22 protein-coding genes are annotated in these 26,971 nt (G+C 49.7%); 12 read left to right on the top strand and 10 right to left on the bottom strand.

The genetic code is table 11. The features are described from left to right. Positions 1-123: 123 nt before the first annotated feature. Positions 124-1,431, bottom strand: coding sequence for a RagB/SusD family nutrient uptake outer membrane protein (locus BOC67_RS22255; protein ID WP_291913799.1), 1,308 nt, complete (start codon positions 1,429-1,431; stop codon positions 124-126). A 22-nt stretch (positions 1,432-1,453) separates the two neighbouring features. Continuing rightward, complete coding sequence (locus BOC67_RS22250) at positions 1,454-4,444, bottom strand: SusC/RagA family TonB-linked outer membrane protein (protein WP_291913796.1); 2,991 nt, start codon at positions 4,442-4,444, stop codon at positions 1,454-1,456. A 354-nt stretch (positions 4,445-4,798) separates the two neighbouring features. Between BOC67_RS22250 and BOC67_RS22245 the strand changes: the two genes are divergently transcribed. Continuing rightward, positions 4,799-5,620, top strand: coding sequence for a thymidylate synthase (locus BOC67_RS22245; RefSeq protein WP_291913793.1), 822 nt, complete (start codon positions 4,799-4,801; stop codon positions 5,618-5,620). 12 nt (positions 5,621-5,632) lie between these two features. Beyond that, positions 5,633-6,133, top strand: coding sequence for a dihydrofolate reductase (locus BOC67_RS22240; RefSeq protein WP_291913791.1), 501 nt, complete (start codon positions 5,633-5,635; stop codon positions 6,131-6,133). Here the strand turns inward: BOC67_RS22240 and dnaG are convergent, their stop codons facing one another. Then, entirely contained in the window at positions 6,134-8,104 is a 1,971-nt protein-coding gene (gene dnaG / locus BOC67_RS22235; protein WP_291913789.1) for a DNA primase, read from the bottom strand. A 238-nt stretch (positions 8,105-8,342) separates the two neighbouring features. Here dnaG and BOC67_RS22230 point away from each other — a divergent pair, with 238 nt between their 5' ends. The 3 genes from BOC67_RS22230 to BOC67_RS22220 all read left to right on the top strand — a co-directional run bounded on the left by BOC67_RS22230 (position 8,343) and on the right by BOC67_RS22220 (position 10,786). After that, the gene (locus BOC67_RS22230; protein ID WP_291913787.1) at positions 8,343-9,515 is read left to right on the top strand and encodes an acetyl-CoA C-acyltransferase; all 1,173 of its coding nucleotides are present in this window, start codon (positions 8,343-8,345) and stop codon (positions 9,513-9,515) included. Between the two features lie 384 nt (positions 9,516-9,899). Beyond that, complete coding sequence (locus BOC67_RS22225) at positions 9,900-10,121, top strand: hypothetical protein (protein WP_291913783.1); 222 nt, start codon at positions 9,900-9,902, stop codon at positions 10,119-10,121. Between the two features lie 56 nt (positions 10,122-10,177). Next, positions 10,178-10,786, top strand: a complete 609-nt coding sequence (locus BOC67_RS22220) for a hypothetical protein (RefSeq protein WP_291913781.1) — start codon at positions 10,178-10,180, stop codon at positions 10,784-10,786. Between the two features lie 11 nt (positions 10,787-10,797). Here BOC67_RS22220 and BOC67_RS22215 read toward each other — a convergent pair whose 3' ends face one another. Continuing rightward, complete coding sequence (locus tag BOC67_RS22215; protein WP_291913779.1) at positions 10,798-11,448, bottom strand: hypothetical protein; 651 nt, start codon at positions 11,446-11,448, stop codon at positions 10,798-10,800. A 166-nt stretch (positions 11,449-11,614) separates the two neighbouring features. On the opposite strand from BOC67_RS22215, the gene BOC67_RS22210 reads away from it, so the two are divergent. Beyond that, complete coding sequence (locus tag BOC67_RS22210) at positions 11,615-12,598, top strand: pyruvate dehydrogenase complex E1 component subunit beta (RefSeq protein ID WP_291913776.1); 984 nt, start codon at positions 11,615-11,617, stop codon at positions 12,596-12,598. Positions 12,599-12,790: 192 nt separating this feature from the next. On the opposite strand, the gene cysM is transcribed toward BOC67_RS22210, so the two are convergent. Together cysM and BOC67_RS22200 are read right to left on the bottom strand one after the other, a co-directional pair. Continuing rightward, positions 12,791-13,678: a cysteine synthase CysM gene (gene cysM / locus BOC67_RS22205; protein ID WP_367115584.1), complete on the bottom strand. Its 888-nt coding sequence runs from the start codon at positions 13,676-13,678 to the stop codon at positions 12,791-12,793. A 3-nt stretch (positions 13,679-13,681) separates the two neighbouring features. Beyond that, complete coding sequence (locus BOC67_RS22200; protein WP_291913772.1) at positions 13,682-14,485, bottom strand: serine O-acetyltransferase; 804 nt, start codon at positions 14,483-14,485, stop codon at positions 13,682-13,684. Positions 14,486-14,691: 206 nt separating this feature from the next. Between BOC67_RS22200 and BOC67_RS22195 the strand changes: the two genes are divergently transcribed. Beyond that, positions 14,692-15,876, top strand: coding sequence for a sigma-54 dependent transcriptional regulator (locus tag BOC67_RS22195; RefSeq protein WP_291913769.1), 1,185 nt, complete (start codon positions 14,692-14,694; stop codon positions 15,874-15,876). Between the two features lie 14 nt (positions 15,877-15,890). Further along, the gene (locus tag BOC67_RS22190) at positions 15,891-16,544 is read left to right on the top strand and encodes an alpha/beta hydrolase (RefSeq protein ID WP_291913765.1); all 654 of its coding nucleotides are present in this window, start codon (positions 15,891-15,893) and stop codon (positions 16,542-16,544) included. A gap of 11 nt (positions 16,545-16,555) precedes the next feature. Here BOC67_RS22190 and BOC67_RS22185 read toward each other — a convergent pair whose 3' ends face one another. Beyond that, positions 16,556-17,434 (bottom strand): MerR family transcriptional regulator, encoded by an 879-nt coding sequence (locus BOC67_RS22185; RefSeq protein WP_291913763.1) that lies wholly within the window; start codon positions 17,432-17,434, stop codon positions 16,556-16,558. A 130-nt stretch (positions 17,435-17,564) separates the two neighbouring features. On the opposite strand from BOC67_RS22185, the gene lepB reads away from it, so the two are divergent. From lepB to BOC67_RS22170, 3 genes are all read left to right on the top strand, one after another. Next, the gene (gene lepB / locus BOC67_RS22180; RefSeq protein ID WP_291913761.1) at positions 17,565-18,755 is read left to right on the top strand and encodes a signal peptidase I; all 1,191 of its coding nucleotides are present in this window, start codon (positions 17,565-17,567) and stop codon (positions 18,753-18,755) included. Between the two features lie 16 nt (positions 18,756-18,771). Continuing rightward, positions 18,772-19,257, top strand: a complete 486-nt coding sequence (locus BOC67_RS22175) for a cytidine deaminase (RefSeq protein WP_291913759.1) — start codon at positions 18,772-18,774, stop codon at positions 19,255-19,257. 89 nt (positions 19,258-19,346) lie between these two features. Further along, complete coding sequence (locus BOC67_RS22170) at positions 19,347-20,129, top strand: tetratricopeptide repeat protein (RefSeq protein ID WP_291913755.1); 783 nt, start codon at positions 19,347-19,349, stop codon at positions 20,127-20,129. Positions 20,130-20,292: 163 nt separating this feature from the next. Here the strand turns inward: BOC67_RS22170 and argS are convergent, their stop codons facing one another. From argS to BOC67_RS22155, 3 genes are all read right to left on the bottom strand, one after another. Then, on the bottom strand, positions 20,293-22,221 hold the full coding sequence (gene argS, locus BOC67_RS22165) for an arginine--tRNA ligase (protein WP_291913751.1): 1,929 nt from the start codon (positions 22,219-22,221) through the stop codon (positions 20,293-20,295). 292 nt (positions 22,222-22,513) lie between these two features. Further along, positions 22,514-23,101, bottom strand: coding sequence for a porin family protein (locus tag BOC67_RS22160; protein ID WP_291913749.1), 588 nt, complete (start codon positions 23,099-23,101; stop codon positions 22,514-22,516). 249 nt (positions 23,102-23,350) lie between these two features. Then, the gene (locus tag BOC67_RS22155; RefSeq protein ID WP_291913747.1) at positions 23,351-24,742 is read right to left on the bottom strand and encodes an OmpA family protein; all 1,392 of its coding nucleotides are present in this window, start codon (positions 24,740-24,742) and stop codon (positions 23,351-23,353) included. Positions 24,743-25,066: 324 nt separating this feature from the next. Between BOC67_RS22155 and dnaK the strand changes: the two genes are divergently transcribed. Beyond that, positions 25,067-26,968 carry a molecular chaperone DnaK gene (gene dnaK, locus BOC67_RS22150; protein ID WP_291913745.1) on the top strand — a complete coding sequence of 634 codons (1,902 nt, stop codon included), beginning with the start codon at positions 25,067-25,069 and terminating at the stop codon, positions 26,966-26,968. Positions 26,969-26,971 lie beyond the last annotated feature (3 nt).

Genomic DNA, 26,971 nt, shown 5'->3' with positions numbered 1-26,971 from the left:
AAAACTGAACGGCCTGAGTCCAGTACAATACCGAACTCAAGCCGCTTAATTATATAACCTTTTGTCTAAGGTTTTGGGTTCACTTCATATGGCCCCTCCTTTTATTTTTTTTAGGGGGAAAGATTAAATATTCACTTCGTTTTGTGGCAGCGGAAATTGGGTCCATACATCGTCGTCCGGTCGATCCTTCGGCAGGCTGCCCAACCGGCCATACCTTCTCAGGTCAACCCAACGGTGCCCTTCGCCCAATAAGGAATACCTGCGCTGATACAGGATTTCGTTGATCAGCGCCGCCTGGGTAACAGCCCCTGCATAAGGCGGTAAACCATAAAAGGTCCTGATCCGGTTGATTGCCACAATGGCATCCGGAATCGCGTTAAGCTGCGCCTTGGCCTCTGCATAAATCAGGATCAATTCTTCATTCCGGATAATATTCACCGGGTCATTCAGGGATTTCCATATCCACAGATCGCGATTGCTGCTCAGGCCCGACTGGCTGGCTGCACTGGACCTCAGTACCGCTTTACTAATCCGCGTGTCGCCGGGCAGTATGTCCGTCACATAAGCCGGATGCACCACGCGTACATCGCCTGTCGCGCCCAGTGCAATAAACAACGGGTTCGATAAGTCGCCCCCGCCGGTGGAATAATAATGATTCACTCCCCTGGAAAGCGGGCCATTCAAATCGAAAAATGATTCGTTCAATGCAGCCAGCGCATTGGCCCACTTCTGGCTGTAAATCAACACCCTGGCAGCTATGGCACGATTAAACCTGCGCAGCCCCGCTGCATCTGTAAATCCGGCAAACCCTTCGGATAAGGGAAAGATAACACTGCCGGCAGCCAGGTCGTCCGCACCTTCCTGGAGGAACTTCAGGATGGTATCCCTTGCCTGCGCCACATCAGTAATCACAGGGCCAATGTAGGTCGGATCCCCGTTAGGAATACGGATACCATTGGTGTTGGTCATATTCAGGTTCAGCAGCAACTGATAACCTATAATCGTTTTGGCAAATCCCGTATAGCCCTTACGCTCCGCATCTGTAATCACTTTGGAGCCGCTGGCGGCCTGCAGTAGTATCATACACTGGCGTATCACAAGGTACCTGCCCGCCCAGGGATTGGTGAGGTAAAACGTATTGTTGTCCAGTTCCTTCGTTCCGCCTCCCAGCAGGTCCGTGGTATAACGGGGCTCTGATCCTGAAAACCGGTATATCTCTCTCCCTATAATGCCTACGGCATCCAGATAGGCGGTAATATCCCGCCGCATGCCGGATTCAGCGCCGGTAACCAGGTTGTTTAAGGAGCTTTTGCTGGTATTGATTACTATGCCGCCAGTGGTGGGGTTGTTCAGGTTGGGAATTTCGCCTTTGCGACATCCCAGCATCGCCAGCAGGAGCAGCAGACTTATATAATAAGAATAGTTTTTCATGTAGCTGTTTTTAATTGTGAGATCAGAAGTTAATGCCGACGTGGAAGCTGGCGCGTTTCGATGCAGGGTAGGGCGTAACGTCCACCCCTGATGAAATACCGTTACTACCGCGACTCTGGGTAGTTGTCATCGTGTTGCTGCCGAAGTTGGATACTTCCGGATCATAACCTACGTAATCGGTCCAGGTGAAGAAGTTGTTGGCAGATAAGCCCAGCCTGATGCCTTTGATATATTTGGTATTTTTCAGAGGCACGTTGTAATACAGCCCTATCTCGCGCAAACGGACATACCCCGCATCCTGAACATAAATGGCAGCATCGCCCGCGCTCACACGGTAAGCGCCTAATTTGCCGCCATTATATACCTCATCATAATCGAAGGAGGTAGCGCCGGCGTCCGTGAGCAACTGCGTCAGGTTAATATTCTGTCCACCGTTTTTCCAGTGCAGGAGGAACTGCAGGGAGAAGTTCCTGTAAATCGTGAATTCATTGAAAAAGCTCATCTGGAATTTTGGTTCCTGGTTGCCGAGGTACTTCAATGTTCCGCCGGAAATTCCTTTGATCTGCGTTGCCGGCTGGCCTTCCTCAATGTAATAAGTGCCGAGCGAGTTACCGAAGGCGCCGATGGCAAAGGCCGGAATCGTCAGTTTCGTGATCACAGCCTTGTTTTTCCACCAGTTCAGGATAGCGGTCCATTTGAAGTTTTTCGTAGAAACCGGAAGCGTTGTGAGCCCCAGCTCGAAGCCCGTATTACGCAGGTCACCACTGTTTTTCCATTCGCTGGAATAGCCGCTGGAAGCATTTAAAGCACGCCGTAACAGCAGGTCGTTGATCTTTTTGTTGTAATAGGTGGCCTCCAACCGGATGCGGTTGTTGAAAAAGCCCAGGTCCAGACCTGTTTCCAGTTCGGCCTGGCGTTCCGGAAGAATGTCCGGGTTACCGCGCAGGTTATCATTCAGCAAGCCGGGCAGGCTGTTGATATTGCTGGGTACAAGGCTGGTGAACTTACTGCCGTAAGGCGGAATATTGCCAGACTGGCCGTATGCGGCGCGGATCTTAATAAAATCGATCGCCGGCACATCGGCAAAGAGTTTGGCCAGGTTCCAGGAGAAAGCCGCCTTTGGATAGACGTAGTATTTTTTATAATCGCCGTTGTTGGTCGACCTGTCAAAACGCACGCCGCCGCTGATGGTGATATCCTCCAGGAGGGTGAGGTCTTCCTGCAGGAAGATACCATTATCCCGGAACTGCTGGCGGAACTGGCGTACGGTGCTGCTGCCGCTTTGGTCTACGTTGGACTGCCCGCTGGTAATATTGGTAGCGGTAGTGCTGATATTATCAAAGTTGCCGGTTTCGTAAGTAGCACCCAGTGTGCTCGTGAGCGTTAGGTTGCTGTGAGGGTTGAAGATATTGATCAGGAAGCCTGCCAGGTTGGTATTCAGGTTGTTGCTGTTGCCCTGGATGGAATGGCCCTGCAACCCTTTTTCTTCAAACTGGAGCTCCCTCGGGAAAACCGCTACGGTTTTGAAATTGAAGTAATCCACACCGCCCCGCAGCACAATTTTGGTAGTGCTGGTTTTGCTTTGGGCCAGGATAGCGTCTATATTACCGCCGCCCACAAAACGATTCGTGGTTTCATTATTGGTCATCTTATCCCTTGTTTCCAAAGGGTTGGAGGATGCGAAGGAGTCCCGCGGGTAGACGCCTACTTCATTGGGGAACAGATCAATCCAGCCGGGAGTGGTGGAAAGCGCAACGCCGAAGCTGACACCATTGTTATCGTTGTTGGTAAGCCCTCTGTCCGCCGAGGAGTTGATGTAATTCGTAGTAACGGAAACGCTTATACGATCATTTACTTTATGGTCTACATTTAACCTGACGGAGTTGTTGAGGTAGCCGGTATTTTTTATGATCCCATCTTCTTTTCTTCTGTTTCCGGAGAGATAGAAGGTAGTCTTTTCCGAGCCGCCGCTTAAAGCAATGCTGGTATTACTGAGTATGCCGGTTTCTCCGTACATCTCTTTTTCATAATCGAATATTTTACCGGCAGCTTTTGCCTGTTCAAATTTATGCCTGTACCAGTTGCGGGCTGCAATGATGTCCGGATCGGTATTGTCCGCCGGTCCGGCGAGGTCCGCTGCGGTTTCCGGCGTAAAGCTGCGCACGCCCAATAGGTGGCGGGCTTTCACGATACCGGTTTCCTGGTTGACGGAGATATTGGTCTTTCCGCTTTTTCCTTTTTTGGTAGTAATGATAATTACGCCCGCTGCGGCTTTAGCGCCGTAGAGTGCGGCGGCGGAAGCGCCTTTGAGGATTTCAATATTCTCAATGTCGGCAGGATTGAGGTCGGCGATACGACTGGAAGGGTTATCCTGGTTGTTGGGGTTGCCCGCCGTGGCAGCCCCTGTAACGTCGTTGAGCCCTGCCGGGATACTGCTGTTATTGAAGAAAATTCCGTCTACCACATATAAAGGTTGTGAGTTACCGAAAACAGAGGTAATACCCCTGAGTTTTACGGAAATACCGCCGCCGGGTGCCCCGGAGTTGGCGGTGATTAGAGCGCCCGGAATTTTTCCGCTCAGCGCTGCGTCAAAGGTTTGCGCAGGCGCTACGCCCGACAACTGAGTGGATGATATAGTGGCCACGGCATTGGCGAGGTTCCTCCTTTTCACAGAGGTAGCCATACCGGTTACCACCACTTCATCCATCACAGAAAGATTTTCTTCCAGGGAAACCGTGAGCGGCCCTGCATTGGCATTTGCTGTTACTGTTTTGGTTTTGTACCCTGTGGAACTGAATATCAGGGTCGTGGAAGACGTGGGGGAAACAATGCTGAATTTACCATCAGCGTCTGTTACGGTTCCCTTATTGCTGTTGGGAATTCTTACGGTTACGCCGGGAATGGGGCGGCCGGTGTTGCTGTCCTGGGTTTTACCGGTAATAGTCTGCTGGGCATACAGCATGGTACTACATAGCAGTAACACCACCAGGGAGGTGAGTCTGGGTAGAAGCATAATAATTGGAGTTGATAATAATTGAAATGCGAGAGATGAACCGCCATCTCAGCTGTCTAAATTGATTTCGTTGTTTGTTGAATAATTAGATTTTGGTCAAATTGATTTTGGTTGTTGATTCAGGTCTTTCAAACTAAGCTGTCGTTTCTATCCTCATTTACTGATAACGGATAACGACCACGCAGTAGCACAAACAGGTTTAATCTTCGTGTAGTCGTTATATTGGGATTTCCTCGCATGAATTTAGAGCCAGAATTCGAAAAAAGCTAAAATCTTGATTTTTTTTATTTTAAGAATTTATCCTATATTATGAGGGGAGTCAGCTAATATCAAATCTTCGTATCTTGCCGCCTTATGGACCAGTATCTTGCATTATTAAATCATATCATTAAGGAAGGAGCAGTTAAAACCGATCGTACCGGTACCGGTACTACCAGTGTTTTTGGTTACCAGATGCGTTTTAACCTGAAAGATGGTTTTCCGTTGGTAACGACTAAAAAACTGCACCTGAAATCAATTATATACGAATTGTTATGGTTCCTGAAAGGGGATACCAATATCAAATGGCTGAAAGAGCATAATGTGAGCATCTGGGATGAGTGGGCGGATGCCAATGGCGACCTGGGGCCCGTGTACGGGAAGCAGTGGCGCAGCTGGGAAACCAGGGATGGCCGTGTCATAGACCAGATCAGCGACGCGGTAAATACCATTAAAAACAACCCGGATTCCCGCAGGATCATCGTCAACGCATGGAATGTGGGGGATTTGCCTGCCATGGCCCTGAGCCCTTGCCACTGCCTGTTCCAGTTCTATGTTACGCCGGCGGATAAAACCAAAGGGGAAACCCGCGGTAAACTGAGCTGCCAGCTATACCAGCGCAGTGCAGACGTATTCCTCGGCGTTCCGTTTAACATCGCTTCGTATGCGCTGCTTACCATGATGATGGCGCAGGTTTGCGACCTGGAACCGGGCGACTTTATTCATACCTTCGGCGATGTACACCTCTACAGCAACCATGTGGAGCAGGCCAACCTGCAATTGAGCAGGCAGCCGTACCCATTGCCGCAAATGAAGATCAACCCGGCAGTAAAAGATATTTTTGCCTTCCAATACGAGGATTTCGAATTAGTGAACTACCAGTTTCATCCTGCCATCAAAGCGCCGGTGGCTGTATAAGGAAACTTTCTTATGAAAACAGTATCAATCATTGTAGCGGCTTCCGATAATGACGTGATCGGCATTAATAACATGCTGCCCTGGAAATTACCGGACGACCTGAAATATTTCAAAAATACCACTACCGGCAAGCCTATCATCATGGGCCGTAAGACGTTTGAATCGCTGGGCAAACCTTTGCCTAACCGCCCTAACATCGTCATTACCCGTCAGCAGGAGTATCAGCCGGAAGGCGCCATTGTAGTGGATTCCCTGCAGGCGGCCATTGACAAGGCGAATACGTATGATGTGGACGAGATATTTATCACCGGCGGGGCGCAGATATTTGTGCATGCCATGCCAGTGGTGGATAAGATATATATGACGCGGGTATCGGCAACTGTACCCGGGGACGCCTTTTTCCCGATGATAGATCCTGCAATCTGGAACCTCGTCAGCGACGAGCGGCATGAGGCGGACGAACGCAATCAGTATGCGTTTACGTTCCAGGTGTGGGAAAGGATCCCGCATTAATTACTTGAAAATAACAGTGCCCAGCCCCTGGGTCAGTTCCTTCTCGAGCTGTTTCAGGTGCTGGTGTAACTCCATACAGCGCTTCATCTCCTCGTAATCCGTCTGGTTCATGGCTTCCTGTTGGTTTTCCTCGATCATTTTCTTGATCTTACGCAGGATGAGGTAGTTGCTGGTAGAGATGGTATCTTTCAGATAAGCCACATCCCCGTACACGGTATCTATTTCAAAGCGCTCCTTCCAGTTGATACTGAGGTCGGCTTCCTTATCTTCGATAATGAGGGCGATGTTTTTGGCCAGGTCCTGGTCCTCGTGGTAGAGGAACCATTTTTTGTCCGGTATATTTCCTTCGTCGTAAATCCTTTTATATTCTCTCAGGATGCGTTTTACCAGCTCGCTGTCCACCAGGGATTCAAAATCGTATGGCAGGTGGAAGATATAGTCTGCCACCGTGTTACGCCCCTCCTCACTGAAAGGTTTATCGCCAAACCGGAGCAGTATTTTCACCAGTTCCCTTTCCTGTTTCTCGTCTTTGTTGAAGAGGTTGACGCTGCCGTCGTATTGCGCTTCGGCAGCTTCCATGGCTGCAATCGCCTCGTCGGATAATTCTTCTGCGGGCGCGGCGGGCGCGTTGCGGTTGCTTTGCTGTTCCCTTTTGGTAAGGCGCTCCCGGATGAATTTATTGACCAGCGTGATCAGGCCCTGCTCGTCGATTTTGAGTAGCTGACTGCACTGCCGGATATAATCCTGCTGGCGGGTAAAGTCTTCCGCTTTATCAATCTTGGAAATCGTTTCGGCGATCTCATTCACCAGCTGCGATTTCTTGGCGCTGTCGTTGCCGGCGTCCTTGAGGCTGATCTGCAGTTTAAAGAGAACGAAGTCCTGCTTGTTTTCTTCAATGAACTCGCGGAAAGCGGCTGCCCCAATGCGTTGTACGTAGCTGTCCGGGTCTTCTTTTTCTGGTAGCAGTACGAGTTTAACGTTGAGGCCTTCCTCCACCGCCATGTCGAGCCCGCGTAAGGCGGCCTTAACGCCGGCGGCGTCCCCATCGTAAATGATGGTGAGGTTGTTGGTGTACTTTTTTATGAGGCGAAGCTGGTCCTGCGTGAGCGATGTACCGCTGGAAGCCACCACGTTTTCCACCCCCGCCTGGTGCAGGGAGATAACGTCCGTATAGCCTTCCACGAGGAGGCATTCGTTGAGTTTATCGATGGACTGGCGGGCGAAGTAGGTACCGTAGAGGACGCGGCTCTTGATATAGATCTCGTTCTCCGGGGAGTTGATATACTTCGGGGCCTTATCGGTTTTTTGAAGAATGCGGGCGCCAAAACCCAATACCTTTCCCGACTGGTTGTGGATAGGGAAGATCACGCGGCCCCGGTAGTTATCCACCGGTTGCTCGTTGCGGATGGTGACAAGCCCTGTTTTTTGGAGGTATTCCAGGTTGTAACCCTTTGCCACCGCGGTTTTTACGAAGGAGTCGCGGGTATTGAGGCAGTACCCGAGTTGGAATTTACGGATGGTTTCCTCGGTAAATCCGCGTTCTTCGAAGTAGGAGAGGCCAACGTTACGGCCTTCCTCGTTATTGAAGAGGGTGTCCGTAAAGTAATCCTTGGCGAAACCGTTGATGATGTACAGGCTGTCTGCCAGCTGCTGAAACTGTTTCAGCTGCGGACTCACCTCAGTTTCTTCTACTTCAATCTGGTATTTCTGGGCAAGCCAGCGCAAAGCTTCCACATAGGAGTATTTTTCATGCTCCATGATAAAGCTGATGGCATTGCCGCTTACGCCGCAACCAAAACACTTATAGATCTCCTTGCTGGGGGATACGGTAAAGCTGGGGGTTTTTTCGTTGTGAAAAGGGCAGTTGCCTAAGTAGTTGGCGCCTCTTTTTTTGAGCTTCACAAACGAACCCACAATTTCCACAATATCTATGCGGCTGAGTATCTGCTGTATGGTGTTCTGAGAAATCACTTCCTATCTACAAGATTATCTACAAACATACGCCAAAATCCATTAACCCGGACGGAGGGATGTAGCACAACAGAATGGCAGCCGGGAATATTTTCAATCAAGAATCAGTTTTGCTGATGTTTTGTTAGTCAAACATCCGGTTTGGTATTGATTTTCTAAGGTTTTTTGCTGCGCTGGCAGCAAGCCGCCTTTTCGTTATATTTGGAGATTACCAAAAGCCAAACAATCTTTTTATCAGATGAAAGAAGTTTATATAGTTGCTACTGCCCGTACACCGATAGGATCTTTTAACGGTGCATTGTCTGCCATTGCTGCTACTAAATTGGGTTCCATTGTGATCAGGGAGGTATTGCAGCGTGCAGGCGTAGGCGCGGAGCAGGTGAATGAAGTATATATGGGAAATGTGATCAGCGCCAACCTGGGGCAGGCGCCGGCCACGCAGGCCAGCCTGGGTGCGGGCTTGCCGGATACGGTTCCCTGTACTACGGTTAACAAGGTATGCGCTTCCGGTATGAAAGCCATTATGCTGGGTGCGCAGAGCATTATGCTGGGTGATAATGATGTAGTGGTTGCCGGCGGTATGGAGAACATGAGCCAGGTGCCTTATTACCTGGATAAAGCCCGTACCGGCTATAAGCTGGGGCATGGCAGCGTGATCGACGGGATTATCCGCGATGGCCTCTGGGACCCGTATAAGGATTTCCACATGGGCAATGCGGCCGAGCTGTGCGCTACGGAGTATCATATCAGCCGGGAAGACCAGGACGCATACGCGGTACAAAGCTACAAGCGCGCAGCAGAAGCCTGGGAAAAGGGGTATTACAAAAATGAAGTAGTACCGGTGGAAATTCCCGGAAAGGTGGTGACAACCGTTGCAGAAGATGAAGATTACAAGAAAGTGATATTCGATAAGATACCCACGTTGAAGCCTACTTTCCAGAAGGACGGTACCATTACGGCGGCGAATGCTTCCAATATCAATGACGGTGCGGCAGCAGTGCTGCTGGTAAGCGGGGAGAAGCTGAAGGAGCTGGGATTGAAGCCGCTGGCTAAGATCATCAGTTTTGCCGATGCTTCCCAGGCGCCGGAGTGGTTTACCACTACGCCGGTGAAGGCGATCAACAATGCTTTGCAGAAGGCTGGCATGAAGATTACGGATATGGATTTTGCGGAGGTGAATGAAGCTTTTAGCTGTGTGCCTATTGCGAATGCCAGGGATTTGGGTTTGCCGGTGGAAAAGGTGAACGTCTGGGGTGGCGCTGTGTCTATGGGGCATCCTATCGGTTGCAGCGGAGCCCGTATAGTGGTGACGCTGAATTCCATCCTGCATCAGGAGAATGCCCGCTACGGTGTAGCAGGTATTTGTAATGGCGGTGGTGGTGCGAGCGCTATTATTATTGAAAGAGTATAGTTAGTGATAATAAAATTATCGTTTTGAAACCTGTCTTTTCAGACAGGTTTTTTTATTGTTATTTTAATATTCATATTATTATATGCTAATGTGTAAATATTTACAAATGAATAACAAAATGCATGATTTTTAGGTGAAGGGAATTTGTAAGTTTGCATAGTCAATTGATGGAGCAGTTAACCCGGGTAACCATTGTTAGGAGTTAAAGATGGCATAATCTCATAAATCTGTTTCATGTGGATACTTCATAGTTATGCGTACCAGGCAAAGGCAAGGAATTTTGCAGCGTTTCAAATATTTTGGCTGGCAGGCCTTTTCATCCGAAACATTGCATTGCCAAATGTAACCGGATTCGAAAATTTTTTAATCAATTAAATATCAGGTATGGAATTACAAGCAGCTATCAACCGCAGTTACCAGGAATTCCTGCGTAACGAAAGACGGATCCAGGAAAATCTAAAGTCAATAGATGAGTATTGCCTTGAGTTGAGCCGGGATTTGCGGAAAGCAAAGAAAATCCTGGTAGATGCCGGCATTCTCCGGCCCAATGGGAAGCCGACCTGGCATTTTCGTCATTTGGATTTCTCAGGATACGAAGATTTATAAATAATGAATGTGAATACAGCCCAATGCTTACAATTTATAACCATCAAATTAACCTTATGTATTCGAAAAAATCAGGGCTGATATTCGGTTTTCACGGTTGCGATGCAACCTTGGTACAAGATGTGGTTGCGGCAAAGAAAAGGCTGCAGCCAAGTGTTAATCCATACGATTGGCTTGGTCACGGCGTTTACTTTTGGGAGCATAACCTTAGAAGAGCCTGGCTGTTTGCAGAAGAAAAATGCAAAAGAAAGCAGCGGGTCTCTCGTAAAAAAGTTTCACCGGGCGTGTTAGGGGCTACGATTGAATTAGGTCGATGCCTTGATTTAATGGACTCAGAGCATATTGAGTATTTGAAGAGATTCCATGAATTCTTACAACTGCTGAAAATTAAACTGCCGGAAAATAGCCTGTTGGATAGCCATAATGTCTTTTTAAAGAGGGAGCTAGACTGCACAGTGTTGGAATTTCTTCATCACTGGCGTTACCAGAACGGACTCCCGGCATTTGATTCAGTTCGCTGCGCTTTCCAGGAAGGAGCCGCATTATATCCAACCTCAGGGTTCCATGAGAAAAATCACATTCAGATTTGTATCAGGAATCCGGCATGTATAAAGGCATACTTTATTCCTTTGGAAGAAGCGGTGTCTGAATCGCTCCTGCAATAACTTATATTTTATTAATCCCCATACCCCTGCTTCAACGCCACAATTGTATCCACCCTGATTGTACCACCCTTTGCCCCACCCGCTGTTAACTGTATATGTACACTGTCATTCCCACGTTTACTAAGTTTAACAGTCCCGGGAGCCGCCCCGGGATTGATCACATCCGGCGTTACCTTCTCAAATAACCAATACTTATCCTCCACCATACTATAAGTAGGATAACGGGTAAGGATACCCGTACTTTTCGTCTGCATGGCAAAGTCATCATCTATCCGGTACCGCTCAAATTCACTGTCCGCAAACAATGTCAGCGCCGCCAGAATGGTAAATGTCCGCAAAAACGGCAGCAACAGCCCCACCACCAGTACCAACGGAAAGGCAAACAACGAGGCCAGGTAATAATACCGCGCATCGATCTCCGGCTTCGACAACCCATACAGGATAAACCCGCTGCCGGCATACAAAGTCAGGAAAATCCGCTCCGTTTGGGTCCCCTTAAAGCCATAGCCGTTCAGCGCCAGTAGTATGCTGATCAGCGATAAAACCAGGAAAATAATATGCAAGTTCCAGGTCAACAGGCGCGCTACAGGCGCTTTCACGTCCTTAATCCGGAAAGATATGGCAGCGATATAGGATAGACTAAGCAAAGTAATGGTAATCATCTCATCAGTATCTGAAATGGATTTGAATATGAATTTATAAATATATAAAATATTTACTTTGTGATGCCGGCTTTTTTTTTCCTTTGCTTTTTCGACAACAAACGATAAATTTGCCCTGCCTAAATGAAGACTAGGTAATTAACTTTCAAACTTTATTAAGATTAGCATGCGTCAGATAGCTTTCAGACAAGCCTTAAGAGAAGCCCTGCAGGAGGAATTTCGCCGTGATGAACGGGTTTTCATAATGGGGGAGGAAGTAGCCGAATATAATGGTGCTTATAAAGTGACCCAGGGAATGCTGGATGAGTTTGGACCAAAACGCGTTATCGATACACCTATCGCTGAGCTTGGCTTTGCTGCTATCGGTGTGGGTGCTGCACAAAATGGTCTGCGTCCGGTAGTGGAATTTATGACCTGGAACTTCGCCGTTCTGGCACTGGACCAAATCCTTAATACCGCCTCCAAAATGCTGGCAATGAGCGGTGGCCAGGTAGGTTGCCCGATCGTTTTCCGCGGCCCTAACGGTTCCGCAGGTCAGCTGGGTGCACAACACTCTACCGCTTTCGAAAGCTATTATGCCAACATCCCTGGCCTGAAAGTAATCTCCGTATCTAACCCATACGATGCAAAAGGCTTACTGAAAGCAGCTATCCGCGACGATGATCCGGTTGTTTTCATGGAGTCTGAGCAGATGTACGGCGACGTTGGGGAAGTACCTGAAGAAGAATACATCATCCCAATCGGTAAAGCTGACATCAAACGCGCCGGTAAAGACGTTACCATCGTATCTTTCAACAAAATGATGAAAGTAGCGCTGGGCGCCGCCGAAGAACTGGCTAAAGAAGGTATCGAAGCTGAAGTAATCGACCTGCGCACCATCCGTCCGCTGGATTGGTTCACCATCCTGGAATCAGTGAAGAAAACCAACCGCCTGGTAATCGTAGAAGAACAATGGCCTTTCGCCTCCGTTTCTTCCGAAATTACCTACCGTATCCAGAAAGAAGGTTTCGACTACCTGGATGCACCTATCCGCCGTATCACCGCTGCGGATGCGCCTATGCACTACGCGCCTAACCTCGTGAAACTCTACCTGCCCGATATCGAGCGTACCGTTAAACTGGTGAAGGAAGTAATGTACATGAAAAAATAAGTTTACAACTGCTTATTATACTAAAAGGTCCGGTGCTTTTGCATCGGACCTTTCTTTTTATGGCTAGCTTGTTTAGGAAAATCCCGGTTCAGGTAACGCTTGGCCATGAGCGCGGACTGGCTATAAATCAAATCCCTTCAGGCAAAGAATCACTACTCATGTAACACACTAACCTCGCTCCCTATCCCCCCCTCACGCAAACAAATCACTACTCAAATACCTGTCCCCACGATCGCAAATAATACACACAATCACCCCCGCCTTCAACTCGGCAGACAACCGCGCCGCCGCAGCCACCGCGCCGCCACTGCTCATCCCGCAAAATACCGCTTCCTCCCGCGCCAGCCGCTTCGTCATCGCCCGGGCCTCCGCCTCCGAAATATCCATGATCCGGTCAATCCTCGAACGGTCAAATATCTTCGGCAAATACGCCTCCGGCCATTTGCGAATACCAGGTATCTTAGACCCCTCCGTAGGCTGACAACCCACTATCTGGATATCCGGGTTCTGCTCCTTCAGGTACTTGGAAACACCCATCACCGTACCGGTCGTGCCCATCGCACTCACAAAATGCGTAACCCGACTTTGGGTATCCCGCCATATCTCAGGGCCGGTAGTCTTATAGTGCATCATATAGTTATCCGGGTTGCCAAACTGGTTCAGGTTAAAATACCCGCCTTTCTCCAGCTGCGCATTGGCATAATCAATAGAACCCTCCATCGACAATTCCTTCGGCGTCAGGATAACTTTAGCGCCGTAAGCCTGCATGGTTTGCACGCGCTCGGCCGTAGCATCTGCCGGCATGACGATCTCTATCTCTATACCAAATAAATTGGCAATCATGGCCAACGCGATACCGGTATTGCCACTGGTGGCCTCTATCAGCTTCATCCCCGGCTTCAGTTCCCCCCTGTCCAGCGCGCCTTTAATCATCCCGTAGGCAGCCCTGTCCTTTACGCTGCCACCCGGATTATTGCCTTCCAGCTTCCCGTAAATCGTTACAGCCGGATTGGCCGAAATCTTCTTTAGTTCTACCAGTGGGGTATTGCCCACCAGGTCCAGTATTGTTGCCATGGTTATGAATTACAATTCAGTTAATCGATGTTCCGCCTTATAATAAATCCTGGAAAACGGCTCCACACTCTTGATCAGCCACACATTCCCGCCAATAATGCTGTGATGGCCCACAATCGTATCGCCACCCAGTATGGTTGCCCCCGCGTAAATGATCGTGTGCTCCTCAATGGTAGGATGCCGCTTGTTATGCGCCATCTCCTTGTCCACACTCAGCGCCCCCAGCGTTACCCCCTGGTAAATCTTCACATGCGGCCCTATGACGGTCGTTTCCCCAATCACTACGCCGGTACCATGGTCTATACAAAACCAGGGCGCTATCACCGCCCCGGGGTGAATATCGATACCCGTCCTGCTATGGGCCTGCTCCGTGATCATCCTCGGCAATAAAGGTACCTTCAGCTTATGCAGGATATGCGCAATCCGGTAAAAAGCTACGGCGTAAAACCCGGGATACGCCCGGATCACCTCATACAGGCAGGTGGCCGCAGGATCCCCGTGCAAAATGGCGTCCGCATCTTTTCTTAAATCCTCATACATCCCCGGTACCTGTTTCATAAACTGCGCGCTCAACTGCTTTGCAGGCGCTGGCAACTGGTGCGCCATGGACTGTAACAGGGCTTCCAGCTGCTGTTCCAGGCGCTGCCCATACTGCTCCAGCAATACAGGATCGGCCATCACATGGCCGGTATGTTCGGGAAATAACCAGTTCAGTAAGTTATTGGCTAGGTCGTTGACGGCCCCGGTCGACGGAAAGGCATTAGCCGCCGCCATCTCGTGCCGTCGCTTTAGTTCTTCCAGAAAGTCGTTCATATACTATGAGGTTCGGAATTACAGGAATGGCCTGTTATTTACGGATAAAATTACATATAAATCTACAAAGGTAGTAGACTATTTATGATATTCGGCTGCGTTTTACCACGACAGGCAGTTTAGCCAGAATTTTAGCATCTTCTTATACCGGATTCTTAGGTAAGAATCTTATTTTTGGCGTCTGTTGATTAACACTAAACTTTACTATGGCTAACATTTTAATTATTGACGATGAAAAGAGCATCCGTAAAACCCTGACGGAAATCTTAAGTTACGAAGGGTATAAGGTAGATGAGGCCGCAGATGGACAGGAAGGTTTTAAAATGTTTCAGGGAAAGCAATACGACGCGGTATTATGTGATATAAAAATGCCAAAAATGGATGGACTGGAATTCCTGGAAAAAGCCAGGGAAGTAAACCCGGACATCCCTATTATCATGGTTTCCGGCCACGGGAACATTGATACAGCAGTAGATGCAGTGAAAAAAGGCGCGTACGATTACATCTCCAAACCACCGGACCTCAACAGGTTGCTGATTACCCTGCGCAACGCCATGGATAAAACCACGCTGGTAACAGAAACAAAAACACTGCGCCGTAAAGTCAATAAAGTGCCTGAAATGATTGGCGCATCCGCACCAATCCTCAAAATAAAGGAAACGCTGGAAAAAGTAGCGCCTACGGACGCCCGCGTACTCATCACCGGCGAAAACGGGGTGGGTAAGGAACTCGTAGCCCGCTGGTTGCATGAACTGAGTAGCCGCGCCTCCGGCCCAATGGTGGAGGTAAACTGTGCCGCTATCCCCAGCGAACTGATTGAAAGTGAACTCTTCGGCCATGAAAAAGGCTCCTTTACTTCCGCCGTAAAACAACGCATTGGTAAATTCGAACAAGCTTCCGGCGGTACCCTCTTCCTCGACGAAATCGGGGATATGAGCCTCAGCGCCCAGGCCAAAGTGCTGCGCGCCCTGCAGGAAGGTAAAATCACCCGCGTTGGCGGCGATAAGGAAATCAGTGTAGACGTACGCGTGGTAGCTGCTACCAATAAGGACCTGCTGAAGGAAGTGGAGGATAAAAACTTCCGCCTCGACTTATACCATCGCCTCAGCGTTATCCTCATTCACGTGCCTTCCCTCAACGATCGCCGCGATGATGTGCCGCTGCTGGTAGACAGCTTCCTCGACTCAGTTTGCAACGAGTACGGCATCGCCCGCAAAGGCATCGATAAGGACGCCATGAAAGCCCTCCAAAACCACAACTGGTCCGGTAATATCCGCGAACTCCGCAACGTGGTGGAAAGGCTCGTAATCCTCTCCGGCAAAACCATCACCGCCGAAGATGTGGACGATTTTGTAGTGCCTAACAGGGAAAAGAAAAAAGTGAATTCCTAATCAAATAAGCAACGATGTCCAGCAAGCATTTGTACCTCATAAGCGGACTGGGAGCTGATCACCGGGTGTTCCAACACCTGCGCTTCCCCGGCGGTTACGAGGTGCATTTCTTGCCCTGGATAGCCCCGCAGCCACAGGAACCTATCAGCAGTTATGCCGCACGTATGGCCGCCGGCATCACTGCTGATGGCCCGGTAACCCTTGCCGGACTTTCGTTTGGCGGTATTATGAGTATCGAAATCGCGAAGCTCCGCCCCATCCATCAAACTATTCTGTTTTCCAGTATCAAGCATACCAGCGAAAAGCCGGCCTATTTCAACTGGATCAAACGCTTGCAGCTCACCAAACTGCCGGACTTTATCATCTTTCAAAACCGCACCCGCATTGTAGAATATTACATGGATGTGCATACCTGGGAAGAAAAACAATTGCTGCGGGATTACCTGTCCCGTACAGACTACGCCTACTCCCGCTGGGCTTTCGACGCGATCCTCAACTGGGAAAACGAATACCGGCCGCCTAACCTCGTGCATATCCACGGGGATAAAGATCACCCCTTCCCGGTCAAATACCTCCAGCCCACGCATGTAATCCGCGGTGCCGGCCACTTTATGGTGTACAACCGGGCGGCGGAAGTGAATCAAATTCTTTCGGAAGTATTGAGTTAACAGGGAAAAGCTTATCCCAACAATCCCGGCAACGCCCCCAAATCCGTCAGCACCTTTACCTTCAAATCGCTGAAGCCCTCTGCCAGTAAAGTCTTTGGGCCGGAGATATACACCTGCACCAACGGGTACTGCTGGTTCAACCCGCGTACATACTGCTGCAATACACCCGGACTAACGGCCGTTACCACATGCGTGTACAACGCTGTCACCCGGCTTTCCCGCAGGAAGGGTTCCAAATCCCGGAGGGGCACATTAGGGCCGAAATACGTTACCATCTTCCCATATTTCTTCAGCAAATAACAGGCATACAACAGCGGAATCTCATGCAATTCGCCCTCCGGCTGGAACAGGAGGAAGTGTTCCCCGGCGTCATAGTTCATAGGGGTGCTGTCAATGGCTGCCATGAGTTTGGTGCGGATAATGGCGCTGCCAAAATGCTCCTGGGCAGGTGGCATCTTATCCGTCATCCAAAGGATACCTACCTTTTCCAGGTAAGGATAAATCACCTTTACAATAGCCGCTTCCATGCCATGAGCGCGGATCACGGCAGACAATACAGTATCGAACCGGCGGGTGTCGTACAGCATGGTAGCACTCAGCAGGTCGCTGATGTGCAGGCTGTAGTCGGACGACTGGTCCGATATCCGCTGGCTGAGTGTATTCCGTTCCTCGTCTGACAGGGCGGCAATATGGGAGATTTTAACCCCATGATGGTATAAGTAGGCAATTTTCAGGAAGGCTTTCAGGTCTTCCCCATCATAAATCCGATGGTTTGTATCTTTTCTACGCGGCTGAAAAAGCTGGTATCGTTGTTCCCAGATCCTTAGTGTGTGCGCCTTTATACCGGTGAAGTTTTCAATGTCCCTGATCGAAAAACTGTTTAATGGCATCAGGTATAGTATCCGGGCAAATGTATAAAGATTAAGCTATTTTTAAGAAAACTTTTCCTGTATAAAAGCTGGAAGGAGAGGACAGAATATTATATTTGCCTTTTTAAGCATTTAACTTAAGCCTAACTGAATGAACCTGGCATTTTGGAAAAAAAATAAGGATAAGCAGCCTAAGAAGAAGAAGTCTGCAGTACGTGAATGGCTGGATGCAGCAATTTTCGCTATTATCGCGGCAACCCTCATACGCACTTTTATCTTTGAAGCTTATACCATCCCTACTCCTTCCATGGAGAAGACGCTGCTGGTAAATGACTTTCTTTTCGTAAGCAAGATCAGTTATGGCCCCCGTATCCCGATGACGCCGCTGGCCGTGCCTTTCGTGCATCACACCATGCCGCTCACCAAAAATACGCCGGCTTACTCTGAAGCGGTTAAATGGAAATACCGCCGCCTGCCGGGTATGGGCGATGTGAAACGTTACGACGTGGTAGTGTTTAACTTTCCCGAAGGAGATACCGTAGCCCTCGATGCGGCAGACCCAAGTTATTACCGCATGGTGCGCCAGATGGGCTGGGCCCAGGTGAACAATAGTTACAAAGTAATCCACCGCCCGGTAGACAAACGGGAGAATTATATCAAACGTTGCATGGCCGAAGCTGGTGATACCATCACCATCGTCCACGGCGCCGTGTACGTTAACGGTAAAGCCGCACCCGTACCGCCGGCGAGCCAGCACCGCTATACCGTGGTAACCAACGGGGAACAGCTGAATCCTTCCCGCCTCGAAGAGATGGGCATCAGCGGCCCTGACGCTACCCTGGATGCCAGCACCTACGTGTACAACCTCACGCCGGCGCAGGTGACCAGCCTCAAACAATTCGATATCGTAAAAAGTATCACCGTTTTCGAAGAAGCCAACATCAGCGCTATCTACGACTATAACGATATTTTCCCGCACGATACCGCGCACTTCCACTGGACGGAAGAAAACTTCGGTCCCCTGTACATTCCTAAGAAAGGCGCGACAGTTAAGCTGGACGATAGCAACATCGCCCTATACGACCGCATTATCCGCGTGTTTGAAAACAACACCCTGGAAAGAAAAGACGGTAAATTCATCATCAATGGTCAACCTGCAGACAGCTATACGTTCAAAATGAACTATTACTGGATGATGGGCGACAACCGCAATAATTCACTCGATTCCCGCTACTGGGGCTTCGTTCCTGAAGATCACGTAGTTGGTAAAGCGTGGATGATCTGGATGAGCTACGGCGAAGGCGGTATCCGCTGGAGCAGGCTGTTCAGAACAATTAAATAACCCTAAATCAAATACCATGGCAAAATACCTGCAGCAATTCGAATACACTGCATATGATGATATTACGGAACTCAACGATGCAGATGCCTGGTTACTGACAGAAGCACGCGACGTTACGCAACACGCGTACGCACCATATTCACATTTCCAGGTTGGCGCCGTAGCGCGCCTCGCAAACGGTGAGATCATCGCCGGCTCCAACCAGGAAAATGCCTCCTTCCCCGTTGGCCTCTGCGCCGAAAGAGTGGCACTCGCGGCAGCCGCCTCCGTATATCCTGATGTGGCAATTGATACCATCGCCATTAGCTACCATAACCTAAACGGCGATAGCTCAACGCCTATTTCCCCCTGCGGCATCTGCCGCCAATCGCTGGCAGAAGTGGAAATGCGCCAGAAAGAGCCTATCCGCCTCATCATGGGTGGCCTCAGCGGCCGCGTGATCGTGGTGGAAAAAGCCAATGACCTGCTGCCTTTTGCTTTCTCCGGGGAAATGCTCGGGTAATATCCCCAAAAACCTCCCGCTAACAAATATTCGGACTATATATCAATTATAATTAATTTGTATATATTTGTCCGTATAAACGCCATACCATGAAATCCTATGCCAGACGGTTGCTGGTGCAGGCAATCGCTCTATGTTTAACCGTGTCATCTGTAGTCGCAGGAGGAACCAACCCCGGGCGCGACAAAGCAGCACAATTATACCAGGAAGGTCTCTCTTTACGTAGAGCCGGCGCCGTAGTGGAAGCTACCGCACGGTTTAATGCCGCTATTATGGCCGACAGTACCTATGGCGCTGCCTGGAGCGAGCTGGCGGACATTTACTTCGCCGAAGGAGATTACACCCTATCCCTTTACCATAGCCTGATTGCCCGGAACCATGGCAGCATAAAAGCCACCGCCCAGGCAGGCCTCAGCTATTACCGCCTGCAACAGTTTGATAACGCGCTGGAAATGCTATCCCTGGCAGCGGCTGACAGTATGGCGAGTGCCAGCGTGATTTTTAGCCTGGCAGGGGTATATGCGCGACAGGAAAACTACCGGGAAAGCATACACTATTACGAACGAGGCATGGCGCAAAATGCCGTAGTGGCAGGCCCCGGCAACGCTAAAAATGTCAGTGGCAGCAGGCTGCTGGCACAAATTGGTAACGATACCACAAACGCTAAGGTACTCTACTGCCTGGCCCAGGCTGCGCAACGCAATGGCTACCACCAGGCGGCGGCAGGCATCTGGCAGTCGCTGCTCCGCTTGCAGCCCGCCAACGGCTTCGCTATGTTTATGCTCGGAAAAGCGTATATGGATATGGGTGAGGTAGCGCTCGGAGAGCAGCTGTGCAACCAGGCTACCGCCATGAAAAATCAAAACAACTAACGTAAAAGGTTACACGAAATATTCAACCACAGGATGAAGTAGTAAAAGCGGTGTCCGGGAAAGGCAAGCTCCCTGCATTGTGCTAAGGACTGTGGTATTTTCTTCAACAGCTGCAAGCTGTTAACGCTGCGAACCAAACCGGTTCGCAGCGTTTTTTATGAGATTACATACGCTCCGGTACACGGATACCGAGCAGCTGCATGCTTTTGGCAATTGTATTGGCAGTGAGCTGGATGATCTGCAGGCGGAGTTTCTTCTTGTCCTCGTCCGTAGCCCGGAGGATGGAATAGGTAGGCACGCCGTCCACTTTCTCCGCATAGAAGGAGTTGAACGTCTGCGCCAGCAGGAACGCATAGTTCGCAATCACCGCAGGGCTCATCTCTTTATGCGCATCAGCCAGGATGCCCGGGAATTGCTCGTTGAGGGAAATCAGCTCTTTTTCCAGCGGCAGCAACGCGCCCTGGTAGCTATAGTTCTCAAGGCCTTCCACAGGGCCTACTTCGCGGAGGATGGATTTGATACGCGCATGCGCATATTGGATAAACGGACCGGTAAAGCCATGCAGGTCAATGGACTCCTCGGGGTTAAAGATCATTTTCTTCTTAGGATCCACCCGCAGCAGGAAGAACTTCATCGCGCCGAGGCCGATGGTTTCGTACAATTCAGCAAGTTCGTTTTCAGAGAAATCAGCAAGCTTCTTACCGGCTTCCTGCGTTTTCGCAGCGGCGGTTTTGACCATTTCCTCGATCATGTCGTCCGCGTCAACCACGGTACCTTCACGGCTCTTCATACGCCCGTGCGGTAATTCCACCATGCCATAGCTGAGGTGGAAGATGCCCGGCGCGGCAGGCTCGCCCAGCTTTTCGAGGATGAGCTGCAATACCTTGAAGTGGTAGTTTTGTTCGTCCGCCACCACGTAGATGCTTTGATCCATGTGATAGTCGTCGTACTTCAGGCGGGCAGTGCCCAGGTCCTGCGTCATATATACGGAGGTGCCATCGCCGCGGAGCAGGAGTTTTTCATCCAGCCCGTCCGCAGTGAGGTCGATCCATACGGAGTTATCTTCTTTTTTGAACAGCACGCCTTTGCGCAGGCCGTCTTCCACCAGGTCCTTTCCAAGCAGGTAGGTCTGGCTTTCGTAGTACATCTTGTCGAAGTCGATACCCAGTTTTTTATACGTAATATCAAATCCTTCGTACACCCAGCCGTTCATCATGTTCCAGAGTTCGCGTACTTCCGGGTTGCCGGCTTCCCATTGCTGCAGCATGATCTTAGCCTGCAGCATGATCTCTGTTTTATTACGGGCAGCCTCTTTAATGTCGCCCATGATTTTGGCCACCTTGTCCTCATTCTCCTTCACTTCCGGCTTGTGCAGGGCGGTTACCAGCTTCTCCAGCTTCTCAGCTTCCGTTGCGTTAAAGTCGCGGAAGTCGCGCTCCAGGATGCGGTCAATAATCGGCTCGGCCTGTTCTTTCACCACGCTTTCAAATTTCACGTAGTAGTCGCCCACGAGGTGGTCGCCCTTGATGCCGGTAGAGGCGGGCGTATCGCCGTGCGCAAATTCCTGCCATGCCAGCATGGATTTACAGATATGAATACCGCGGTCGTTTACCAGGTTGGCTTTGATCACTTCGTAACCATTAGCTTTCAGGATCTCCGCAATCGAGTAACCGAGGAAGTTATTGCGGAGGTGACCAAGGTGAAGCGGCTTATTGGTGTTGGGGGAGGAGTACTCCACCATAATTTTTTTGCCATTGGCAGGCTGGATGCCAAAATTCCTGTTGGTGAAGGCCGTTTTCAGGAAATTGGACCAGTATTGTGCGTTGATGGTAAGGTTTAGGAAACCTTTCACCACATTGAATGCAGTAAAAAGCTCCGGGTTATTGGCTACCAGGTATTCCCCGATGCGTTGACCGGTTTCTTCTGGTTTTTGTCGGCTGAATTTCGTGAAAGGGAAGGTAACAATGGTGTATTCACCTTCGAACTCAGGTTTTGTAATATTTACAGAGATCTCCGTTTCTCCTACCTGCTGGTCGTAAAGTGATTTGATGGCGGCCACTGCGGCCGTTCTGATGGATTGTACAACACTCATGCTGAAAATGGTTAATGCGAACAGCAAAGATAATCGTTTCTGACTAAGTGCGCTATTCGCATTTTGGCGGGGTTTTTTAAGGGGTGGGGGGAAAGATTTAAGGTTACTCCGGTCGTGGCATCGTCGCTGCCGGCGCGCAAGCCCGGGCACTGCCAGCGCTAACCTGGCGCAAATAAGCAACAGGGTTGCTTTACCATTCCACGCCCAAATGCCGCGAAGCAGCTCAAACGGCCGCTGATCAAAAAGGCGGACCCTTGAATGGATCCGCCTTTTCAATAAATAATGCAATATTTTAGAAAGCGTAGAACAGGCCGATCTGCGCTACGGAGTTCTTGGAATCGATGTTCACGTCATCGTTATAAACATTCGTTAAGCCGAAGTTGTACCGGCCGGAGAGTCCGAGGCCGTTATCCAGTTTGAAACCGAATCCAACGCCCAGGCCGAAATCTGCGGTTGACATGATATCCTTGTAATCCTTATTGGTATTGGATCCCGCTTTTGTTTTAGCTGCCAGCAGGAAACCTACCTGCGGACCTGCTTCTACGTAAAAGCTCGGAGCGATCGAATATTGGAGCATCAGCGGGATGTTCAGGTAGTCCGTGGCAATGGTAACATCTTTCAACGGAATGCCGAAGAAGGTGCCGGATTCCAGTTTAGTACCCTGGCCGGAGTACAGCAATTCCGGTTGAAATGCCAGTTCTTTGGAGAAAGGGATGTTCCCAAATACACCTGCATTAAAGGAGGCACGTACTTTATTATTATCCCATTGTGTCATTTTTGCAAGGTTAAGACCACCTTTAACACCGAAGTTAACATGTTGTGCCTGCGCTGTCAGGAACGAGCCTAAGGCAATGATGCCGGACAGAATAAGTTTTTTCATGATATGTTTATTTTGAGGCAGGGAAGATGCAATAACTATGCCGGGTACACGAAAATATGAAAAAAAATTTTACTGTATTTGAAAGTGCCGGGAGTAAAGGCCGGGCTTCCCGGCCATAAAGGCAACTGAATAAAAAAGCGTTGGTGTCTCCGCATACAGGAAACACCAACGCTCTTTGTACAGGGAGGATTCGCCGGCATCGCTGCCATTGCAGCGGCGCCCCGCGCCGTCCCTTTATCTGCCAGGGTTTTAGTAGATATAGAACTCAACGCGCCTGTTACGCTGGCGGCCTTCTGCTGTTTTGTTGGAAGCAATCGGCTGGGACGGGCCATAGCCAAGGGCTTCAATTTTATTCGGCAGCACGCCTTTGGACACGAGGTAGTTTTTCACGGCCTCGGCTCTTTCGCGGGAGAGTTCCATGTTGCGTTTGAGGCTGCCCACGTTGTCAGTATGACCGGAGAGCTTCAGGTTGAGGTTTTTACGTTTCAGGAGATCTGCCACGCGGTCCAGTGCAGGATAGGATTTTTCCTTGATGGTCGCTTTAGCGAAATCAAATTCCAGGTTACGGATCGCCTCTTTGACGATGGTTTGGTCTTCTTCCGTGATCACCACCTTTTCTTCCACCACTTTCGGCGGTTCAGGCAGCGGGCAACCGGAACCGTCTACCTTTGTTTTGGCCGGCGTGTTCGGGCATTTATCGAAGTAGTCGGACACACCGTCGCCGTCGGAGTCGGCTGTCAGTTTATTCACGTCGTCAGCCAGCTTGGCATTGGCCGTGGTGGCAGCTGCCAGGGTTTTCTGCAGGTTCTTCTTTTCCTGCAGCAGCTCGTCATAACCTTGTTTGGCCGGGTTATGGAACTGCAGGTCAGGCTTGCCGGCCTTGCCCAGGGCAAACTCCAGGCCTACGCGGCCGTAGGAGAACTTATCCTTGTTCGGGCCGTACACATATCCGTCCAGGTTATCCCCGTCTGTATAATACATGATGTAAGCCAGGTCCAGGTTAACCCCTTCGGATAATTTGAATTTAATACCCGCGCCAACTGGAATAATAAGCTCCTTAATATCCCCGCTGGGCTTGTACTTGTACTCTGATCCCAACCTGTCGGTCAGTTTGGGGCTGTAGCCTGCCAAACCTCCACCTACAGTGGCATACAGGGTTGCTATGTTCTGTTTGGTAATCCAGTTAACGGTAGTGATGTTAAACACTGCGCTGAGGGTTCCCGCATATTTCAGCGTGGTTTTGTATTCCAGGTAGGGCCTGCCGGCAGCCATCGGATCCACCCCGTTGCCGAGGTTCTTCTTGTTGTCCGCCTTCAGGAAACCGCCCAGGTAATCCGCCCGGAGGCCGAAGAAGTGCAGGATCTGGTACTGGACATAGGCGCCGTAGCCTATGTTGGGCCTCCACCGGGTAAAGTCGTTGCTACCGCCGGTAGCTGCTACAGGGGCCAGGGCGCCCACGTTAAACCCTGCAAACCAGTGGTTGTAATGCTTACCGCCTTTAAACATAGGGGCTGTGGTTTGTTCAGGATCGCCTTCAACGGTTACATAGGCTTCTTGTGGGGGCGCCTGTTGCGCCTTACTTACCAATGGCATGAATGCCAAAGTGCCAAGGGCTGCGTTCAATAGCATGGTTTTTTTCATGGACGTCACGTTAATTGCTGATGAATTAATTGAAATAATAAAAAATGGTTGACGGGTCGGGGATAATAGAAACTGAACCAGGCGGGCAGAGGTTATGAACAATAAGGCCGGTGTATTTGTCTTCTAAAGACATCTTGGTTGAGGGGCCACCAGGCCGTTTGAGTAAAAATAATGATTTCTAATATAAATAATCATTTATCTCATAAATATCTTATAAAAAAAAACAGACTGACATATTTTCAGATTCATCCCGCTTGGCATAATCATTGACAAAATTCCGACAAACACGCATTTAACTTACAACTAAAGGAGAATCTTAATACTATGGGAAAAATAATAGGCATTGACTTAGGAACTACCAACTCATGCGTTGCCGTTATGGAAGGTAACGAACCGGTAGTTATTGCCAATGATGAGGGTAGAAGAACCACCCCATCTGTTGTGGCATTTTTGAAAAATGGAGAAAGAAAAGTGGGTGACCCTGCAAAACGCCAGGCTATTACCAACCCTGTGAACACTATTATGTCAGTAAAACGTTTCATGGGCCGTCATTTTGACGAAGTATCCAACGAACTGACACACGTTAGCTATAAAGTAGTAAGGGGAGATAATAATACCACCCGTATAGATATCGACGGCAGATTATATACACCGCAGGAAATCTCCGCGATGATCCTGCAGAAAATGAAAAAAACCGCAGAAGATTACCTGGGCCAGGAAGTATCCGAAGCCGTAATCACCGTTCCTGCATACTTTAACGATGCGCAGCGTCAGGCAACCAAAGAAGCAGGCGAAATCGCCGGTCTGACTGTTCGCCGTATCATCAACGAACCTACCGCAGCCGCACTGGCCTACGGTCTCGATAAAAAACACCAGGATAGCAAAATCGCTGTATTCGACCTCGGTGGCGGTACCTTCGATATCTCCATCCTCGAACTGGGCGATGGCGTATTTGAAGTGAAATCTACCAACGGTGATACCCACCTCGGTGGCGACGACTTCGATAAAGTGATCATGGACTGGCTGGCAGACGAATTCAAGAAAGATGAAGCGGTAGACCTGCACAAAGATCCAATGAGCTGGCAACGTCTGAAAGAAGCTGCCGAAAAAGCTAAAATCGAGCTGTCTTCTTCTGCTGAAACTGAAATCAACCTCCCTTATATCACCGCGGTGGACGGCGTGCCTAAACACCTGGTGAAAAAACTGACCCGCGCTAAATTCGAACAGCTGAGCGACAGCCTGGTGGAAAGAACACTGGAACCTTGCCGCGCTGCTCTGAAAGACGCCGGTATGACCGCTGCCGATATCGATGAAGTAATCCTCGTAGGTGGTTCTACCCGTATTCCTAAAATCCAGGAAGTGGTAGAAAAATTCTTCGGTAAAAAACCTAACCGTGGCGTTAACCCTGACGAAGTAGTAGCTATCGGTGCCGCTATCCAGGGTGGCGTACTCACCGGTGAAGTGAAAGACGTACTCCTGCTGGACGTTACGCCGCTTTCTCTCGGTATCGAAACAATGGGCGGTGTAATGACCAAACTGATCGAGTCTAACACCACCATCCCGACTAAAAAATCTGAAACCTTCTCTACCGCCGCTGATAACCAGCCAAGCGTAGAAATCCATGTACTGCAGGGTGAACGCCCGATGGCTAACCAGAACAGAACCCTGGGCCGCTTCATCCTCGGTGATATTCCTCCTGCGCCACGCGGCGTTCCGCAGATCGAAGTAACTTTCGATATCGACGCCAACGGTATCCTGCACGTAACCGCTAAAGATAAAGGTACTGGTAAAACCCAGAACATTAAGATCGAAGCTGGTAGCGGCTTGAGCAAAGAGGAAATCGAAAAAATGAAGGCAGAAGCCAAGGCAAACGAAGCGAGCGACAAAGAAGCCCGCGAAAAAATCGAGAAGCTGAACAAAGCAGACAGCCTCATCTTCCAGACTGAAAAACAACTGAAAGAGTACGGCGAAAAACTGTCTGCTGACAAGAAATCTGCGATCGAATCAGCCCTGAACAAACTGAAAGAAGCACACAAATCCCAGAACATCGCATCCCTGGATTCAGCTGAAGCTGAACTCACCGCTGCATGGACTGCCGCTTCCGAAGAAATGTACAAGGATACGCAGGGTCAGCCTGGCGCAGGTCCGCAGGACAACGGCGGCCAGCAAAGCCAGAACAACGCAGGCGACGGTGTAACCGACGCTGAGTTTGAAGAAGTAAAGTAAGTA

The sequence above is a fragment of the Chitinophaga sp. CB10 genome, from assembly GCA_001870995.2.
Classification (GTDB): domain Bacteria; phylum Bacteroidota; class Bacteroidia; order Chitinophagales; family Chitinophagaceae; genus Chitinophaga.
The sequence above is the reverse complement of the archived record's forward strand: the minus strand, read 5'-3'. Positions and strand labels throughout refer to the sequence as shown.

What these genes read in the sequence shown, in the direction of transcription:
- BOC67_RS22255 (WP_291913799.1), bottom strand. Translation starts at nt 1,431, where the DNA reads ATGAAAAACTATTCTTATTATATAAGTCTGCTGCTCCTGCTGGCGATG.
- BOC67_RS22250 (WP_291913796.1), bottom strand. Translation starts at nt 4,444, where the DNA reads ATGCTTCTACCCAGACTCACCTCCCTGGTGGTGTTACTGCTATGTAGT.
- BOC67_RS22245 (WP_291913793.1), top strand. Translation starts at nt 4,799, where the DNA reads ATGGACCAGTATCTTGCATTATTAAATCATATCATTAAGGAAGGAGCA.
- BOC67_RS22240 (WP_291913791.1), top strand. Translation starts at nt 5,633, where the DNA reads ATGAAAACAGTATCAATCATTGTAGCGGCTTCCGATAATGACGTGATC.
- BOC67_RS22230 (WP_291913787.1), top strand. Translation starts at nt 8,343, where the DNA reads ATGAAAGAAGTTTATATAGTTGCTACTGCCCGTACACCGATAGGATCT.
- BOC67_RS22225 (WP_291913783.1), top strand. Translation starts at nt 9,900, where the DNA reads ATGGAATTACAAGCAGCTATCAACCGCAGTTACCAGGAATTCCTGCGT.
- BOC67_RS22220 (WP_291913781.1), top strand. Translation starts at nt 10,178, where the DNA reads ATGTATTCGAAAAAATCAGGGCTGATATTCGGTTTTCACGGTTGCGAT.
- BOC67_RS22215 (WP_291913779.1), bottom strand. Translation starts at nt 11,448, where the DNA reads ATGATTACCATTACTTTGCTTAGTCTATCCTATATCGCTGCCATATCT.
- BOC67_RS22210 (WP_291913776.1), top strand. Translation starts at nt 11,615, where the DNA reads ATGCGTCAGATAGCTTTCAGACAAGCCTTAAGAGAAGCCCTGCAGGAG.
- BOC67_RS22200 (WP_291913772.1), bottom strand. Translation starts at nt 14,485, where the DNA reads ATGAACGACTTTCTGGAAGAACTAAAGCGACGGCACGAGATGGCGGCG.
- BOC67_RS22195 (WP_291913769.1), top strand. Translation starts at nt 14,692, where the DNA reads ATGGCTAACATTTTAATTATTGACGATGAAAAGAGCATCCGTAAAACC.
- BOC67_RS22190 (WP_291913765.1), top strand. Translation starts at nt 15,891, where the DNA reads ATGTCCAGCAAGCATTTGTACCTCATAAGCGGACTGGGAGCTGATCAC.
- BOC67_RS22185 (WP_291913763.1), bottom strand. Translation starts at nt 17,434, where the DNA reads ATGCCATTAAACAGTTTTTCGATCAGGGACATTGAAAACTTCACCGGT.
- lepB (WP_291913761.1), top strand. Translation starts at nt 17,565, where the DNA reads ATGAACCTGGCATTTTGGAAAAAAAATAAGGATAAGCAGCCTAAGAAG.
- BOC67_RS22175 (WP_291913759.1), top strand. Translation starts at nt 18,772, where the DNA reads ATGGCAAAATACCTGCAGCAATTCGAATACACTGCATATGATGATATT.
- BOC67_RS22170 (WP_291913755.1), top strand. Translation starts at nt 19,347, where the DNA reads ATGAAATCCTATGCCAGACGGTTGCTGGTGCAGGCAATCGCTCTATGT.
- argS (WP_291913751.1), bottom strand. Translation starts at nt 22,221, where the DNA reads ATGAGTGTTGTACAATCCATCAGAACGGCCGCAGTGGCCGCCATCAAA.
- BOC67_RS22160 (WP_291913749.1), bottom strand. Translation starts at nt 23,101, where the DNA reads ATGAAAAAACTTATTCTGTCCGGCATCATTGCCTTAGGCTCGTTCCTG.
- BOC67_RS22155 (WP_291913747.1), bottom strand. Translation starts at nt 24,742, where the DNA reads ATGAAAAAAACCATGCTATTGAACGCAGCCCTTGGCACTTTGGCATTC.
- dnaK (WP_291913745.1), top strand. Translation starts at nt 25,067, where the DNA reads ATGGGAAAAATAATAGGCATTGACTTAGGAACTACCAACTCATGCGTT.